Raw genomic sequence first — 5,207 nt, 5'->3', positions numbered from 1 at the left:
GACATCGCCTCGCGGCCCGTCAGTTTCCAGAACAGAAGCCCCTCCACCGGGAGCTGAACGGTAATTCGGTTGAGCATAATCTTTATTCCACTATGGACTAATCTCGGTGTTCATTGAGATATTTTTTAAATCGTGCTTATTTAAGCCATAAACCTGAAAACATAAGGACGCTCCCCAGGGAAACTACGCTTTTAGCAACGATAAGTAAGCCAGGCGCAACGACGCGTATTATAGACGATATTGCTTCATAATTTTCAGCATTGTATTTTTTGTGCCCTCCTGTAATCCCGGAAAAGATCGTGCAGAGCAGCACAACGGTAACTTTTAGTCCCCATACGCACAGGAAAGACATGGAAAAGATAATCGAATATTGTTTCGCCGTTGCGACGGAGAATAATGACATTGACTGAGCGAGCCATTTCAACGTAAAACCAATAACAACCGTAGCCACTAACACCAGAACGAACATCAACCCAGCAAGGAACCATTGTTTTTTACTGAATAAGTCTTTTCCATTCCAGATAAGCGCTAGTGTCCAAATCATAAAGAGAATAAAGAAAAGCCATTGAATCATAACGTACCACATTTATACATGTTGTTCTCCAGGCATTGTCGTGTCGTCATCTCACTTCGCATCACACTCCTTTTCCAAACTATATACCATAAAACAACAAGATACAGCTTAACGCGGCGATAGATTTTGCTACCAGGCGTAATATTGGCCCGAACCGCTGATTGACTATATCAGTGACGCCATTAATTCAACCCAACTCAATATAATTTTCTTTATCCACAAACCATGGTCACCACATCTTCTCTTCTCGAAGAATGTGTATTGTCCAATTTTTGACACGCCGGGACGCTTTTAACTAACAAACCATTAGGGACAGACAAAGAAAGAGGCACGGTACAATACCCGTGCCATATGACTAATATAATTATAAGAAATTATCCTCTGGAGCTCTATCGAACAGTTCACCTGCCATTTTGGCGATACGTTCGTGCTGAACGAGTTTGTTTTTCCACTCCTGCGGAATACCGGAATAACCATATAATGCCCCCGCGATTTGTCCCGCCGTCGCTGCAACGCTGTCAGCATCATCGGCAAGGTTAGCTGCCAGTAAAATGGCATCACGGAAATTATTCGTATTCCATACGGACCACATCGCGGCCTCAAGCGTATCAATAACGTAACCACTTGAACGAATCTGGTCGCGAGTTTTTTGCTTATACTCACCCGCGTTTATGATCATTACACGCGCGCACAGTGGGAAAACATGAGGCGAAAAAGCTTCTTCTTTTTGATAACCGTTGATTAAATAGTGCAATACCAATCCGAGAAATTGGCATGCGTTAATTGATTCTACCGCGCCATGCGTTGCTCGACTCTGAGCCTGTGATTCGAAGTAAATCGCACGCAGCGATTTTCGACGAAAGATAGACACAGGTGCTTGACGAATAACCCCAGCATTACCAGCAGTGTGTTTCTCTGTATTACCATACCAGGAAGGTCCGACACGCATATACTGTTCAAGCGCGAACCGCGTCGTATTCCCGATATCGAAGCACCGACCATTACTGCTATTATCTCCGTCAAGATACCATTTCAGGAGATATTTTCTAAGCACATCGGTGTGCATTCTGTTTTCTGAAAGATAAGTCTCTGCCAGACATAATGCCATGGACGTATCATCTGTCCATTCACCAGGTTTTAATTGAAAAGGCCCGCCACCAATCATATCTGCTACATGTTCACTGTCTCTTTTCTTAAACTCAAGAGTGGTGCCGACGGCGTCCCCAACAGCCAATCCCACAAACGCCCCAAGCGCTTTATCACGTGAAACATCTTCAGTCGTAATTAAAGGTAAAGTTGCATCCCAGGCTTGTGAAGAACTCAAATTATCAATACTGTTGCTCCTTATTGCCTTACGGACATTAACTGGCATGTATGTATGATAGCGATCAGCATAATGATTGATTACTGAGTCTTCGGAATGAAGGTCGATCATGGTATTTCCTTTAATTCTATATTCGTTATCCCAAGTTCATCTGACCTGCTGATAACCTCAAACGAAGTATTCGGCTTAAACAGCACTTCAGTCTCTGTTGCATTGAACTCTGAAAGGAAGTCAATTTTCCTACCGGAAAAACCTTCAATACGCATTTGGATAGGACCGCTGAAGCCTCGATTAACATCAGTACTAAGAAAGGCGGGATCGATAACTGTTTTGCCCGGAGTATATCCTTCCAATATGTGCGAAGGTAGGCTGTTCATCCCGCGGTATGTCTCGCCACTAAAAGTAGGAAGCTGGTCTAAGCCATCATTTATATGTTGAGTAAATGCTTCCATTTCTTTAGTCATTGGTTTCATACCTCGTAACGCTGGGTTTACCATTTGGTAGCCTGGATCGGTAGTATACCCATACAATGCACCTACTTGCTCATCACTGAGTAAAGCAGACAGAGCAGGATCTCGATTATCCGCCAATTCTCTGCCACGAGTAATCCATTTTTCGGCTCGTTGTTTCCCCACGGCTTCGCTTAAGCTCATCCTTGGCGAAGCTGAAGCTGTAACAGGTTCCGCACTAACGCGCGGCATTGGTTTACCAGCCCGCCACGCATCAAACCGTGCCCCGCCTTTAATGCCAGCCCCGCCGCCGATAACGGAGCCGATCAGCATCCCCCATTTCTGACCGTCGCTACCTTCGCCACACAGCATTCCACCCGCGTAGCCACCAATAGTCCCACCGCCCATCGCACCGAGGGTACTCAGAAGTGCGATTGCCGGACTGGCCAGCACCGCCATGGCTCCGGCACCAACGGCGAGCATCGTCCAGTTCACCCATTCCGGTATTTCAGGACTTATTTCATCGGTCTGAACCTTGCTTCCACCGATAATAACATTTCGCGATCCCTGGCTAATCTCAGCGCTGCATGTCAGCTTATCGCCAGTGCGAGAGGCGGGAAAGTTGTTGATGTAAACCTTTATCGAACCTTCGGCAACCCGTTGCAAACTACCGCTGTGTTCGTCACACTCTCCGGCTGACAGATGAGCGCGGATAGCCTTTCGGCTGTTGATAAAGACATTGGGTGAACCTTCTTTTAGCGTACCGGTAGTATGGCGTGGAGCCCATGACATACTGCCGAGGAGCTCACCCAACCCACCCGCAGCGCATGCCCCAGCCGCAACGGCAGAAACAGCAACCAGCGCGGTCCCTCCGGTGACGACGACAGCAGCTGCGCCCAGAATTGCCCCACCAACCAATCCTGCGATCATCCAGCCTTTTGAGGCTGTATGAGCAATCTCATCATCTACGCGAGCGGCCAGACATTCGGACATAACTATTCGGCTCGCTGTGCCATCAGATACCCACGTATCCGATCGAGTGTATTAAGTTGGTCAGAACCAGAGACCTGGCGGCATACGGAAAGCTGTGAAAGCAAGTGATGTGATTTGTCAGGGGAAGTCGTCCAGAGCGCGTAACGAAGGGGTTGGCTGTCCGGAACGGGTGCAATACTGAGTGGTTTGCCACGCTTTTCAAAAAGCAAATACTGCCCCTCTTTCGCCCGCTGAAGCGAAAGGTGTCCATACAGTTCCTGAATGTTTTCAAAGACACTGAGTACCTTACTCTCACTATCAAGCGCAAAAAATGGCCCCTGGCTGTCGGCAGCGAGCATTTCTTGGGTTTCAGTCTGAGCGGGTTTGTGGAACTTAATACTGCGGATAATTTCCTGATATTGATTATGATAATAATCGCTAAACTCGCCCGGGCAAGTACCGATATAACACACCATCTTTTGGCCGCCAGGATGGTCACCGAGCAAAATAACGGTCTGCCTCTGGAAAATGATCGCATTATCATTTTTGAATTGATAAAAAAGCTCAACCGCCGGGAGACCATCAACAGAGGTCATCTGCGAGGATTCGAGACGAAAGTCGGGCACCGTAATTTCCAGTTCACGTACCAAACGAGTTGCCGCATCATGGACTTTATCTTCGTTTTTAGCACTCGCACGAGAAACAACAAAAGTAAACTCGCTGGCTCCGTTATCACTCAGGGTAAATAAATTCATGGTTCTGTCTTTAAATACATCGGGTAAGGCAAGGGATGCTTCCTGAAGAATATATTCAGCCATTCGGGTTACTCTTATTTATTGCCATTAATAACAAAAAAACTATCCACTTCCTGCTGGATTTCACCCTGAAGGGATGCGCCAGGCGGATCGATGACATTTTGTCCATCGTCAGGGTTCAAGTGCAATTCGCCGGAAAGCGTATTAATTTGCGCATTCTGTTTCGCAGTAAAGTTAAAGTTATTACCAATGATATGGACGCTGCCGTCTTTTGATAGCTCGATGGCGCTTTCACCACATTCCAGTCTCAGCGTATTTCCTGCGGAAAGTATAAAATTATTAACGACTTTATCGTTTCGACTGTTCCCCGTCAGGCATACCACATCGCCTTTAATCCCTGATTTCTGGTTTTTCGCTACCCGTAAGGTTTCATCTTCGCCAACGAACTGGGTTCGATTTTTTTCAGTAGAATGTGTTTCGTCGTTTTTGACGTTAATATCCAGATTGCGCTCGGCCTGGATCCATACCTGTTCTGCGCCCGCTTTATCCTCAAACCGCAGGGCATTGGCATTGTCCACGGAACCGTCTTTCGTGCGGCTCATAAAGCCCATCTGCGTCGCCGCAGCCGGCAGCGCCCACGGCGGCATGCTCGCGTCGTTGTACACCCGACCGGTAATGATCGGACGGTCCGGGTCGCCGTTGATAAAGTCCACCACCACCTCATCGCCGACGCGCGGGATCTGCACCCCGCCGTAGCCCTGGCCCGCCCACGCGCTCGACACGCGCACCCAGCAGGAACTGGTGTCATCGCCCTTCGCCAGACGGTCCCAGTGGAACTTCACCTTCACGCGGCCGTATTTGTCCGTCCAGATACTCTCGCCGTTCGGGCCCACCACCTTCGCGGTCTGCGGGCCGTAGGTGCGCGGCCACGCCGTGGACTGCGCCGGACGGTAGGCCACTGACGCAGGAATGACCGTGAAATCGGTGCGGTGAATGGTCTCCCCCTCGCCGCTGGCATAGCGGTTCTCTTCGAGGTGGTAACCCGCAGCAGTCACCAGATACTCGCCGTTGTCGCTGAAGAACGGCGCGTTGGTTAAGGTGAAGGTGTGCCCGGGCGCAATCCCCGCCGCCGT

Annotated in this window: 5 protein-coding genes; all 5 read right to left on the bottom strand. The window is 48.8% G+C overall.

Features of this window, described 5'->3' with window-relative positions; genetic code table 11:
* Window positions 1-136 precede the first annotated feature (136 nt).
* Window positions 137-574 (bottom strand): hypothetical protein, encoded by a 438-nt coding sequence (locus BMW97_RS23725; RefSeq protein WP_234083768.1) that lies wholly within the window; start codon window positions 572-574, stop codon window positions 137-139.
* A gap of 364 nt (window positions 575-938) precedes the next feature.
* Window positions 939-2,009 carry an ADP-ribosylarginine hydrolase Tri1 gene (gene tri1, locus BMW97_RS23720; RefSeq protein ID WP_045909539.1) on the bottom strand — a complete coding sequence of 357 codons (1,071 nt, stop codon included), beginning with the start codon at window positions 2,007-2,009 and terminating at the stop codon, window positions 939-941.
* Complete coding sequence (locus BMW97_RS23715; protein ID WP_045909538.1) at window positions 2,006-3,340, bottom strand: PAAR domain-containing protein; 1,335 nt, start codon at window positions 3,338-3,340, stop codon at window positions 2,006-2,008. The genes tri1 and BMW97_RS23715 overlap by 4 nt, the downstream gene beginning before the upstream one ends.
* Window positions 3,341-3,342: 2 nt before the next feature.
* Window positions 3,343-4,137, bottom strand: coding sequence for a DcrB-related protein (locus BMW97_RS23710; protein ID WP_063621951.1), 795 nt, complete (start codon window positions 4,135-4,137; stop codon window positions 3,343-3,345).
* Between the two features lie 11 nt (window positions 4,138-4,148).
* Window positions 4,149-5,207 (bottom strand): type VI secretion system Vgr family protein (locus tag BMW97_RS23705; RefSeq protein ID WP_139177243.1); only part of this gene is annotated, 1,059 nt, incomplete at its 5' end.

Origin of the sequence: Enterobacter sp. NFIX58 (assembly GCF_900110475.1) — a bacterium.
Classification (GTDB): Bacteria; Pseudomonadota; Gammaproteobacteria; order Enterobacterales; family Enterobacteriaceae; genus Enterobacter; species Enterobacter quasiroggenkampii.
Note: the sequence above shows the minus strand (reverse complement) of the source record. Positions and strands in the feature narration are given on the sequence as shown.

Excerpts from the sequence above, each read along its gene's own strand:
- BMW97_RS23715 (WP_045909538.1), bottom strand. The coding sequence starts at position 3,340 with ATGTCCGAATGTCTGGCCGCTCGCGTAGATGATGAGATTGCTCATACA.
- BMW97_RS23710 (WP_063621951.1), bottom strand. The coding sequence starts at position 4,137 with ATGGCTGAATATATTCTTCAGGAAGCATCCCTTGCCTTACCCGATGTA.
- tri1 (WP_045909539.1), bottom strand. The coding sequence starts at position 2,009 with ATGATCGACCTTCATTCCGAAGACTCAGTAATCAATCATTATGCTGAT.
- BMW97_RS23725 (WP_234083768.1), bottom strand. The coding sequence starts at position 574 with ATGATTCAATGGCTTTTCTTTATTCTCTTTATGATTTGGACACTAGCG.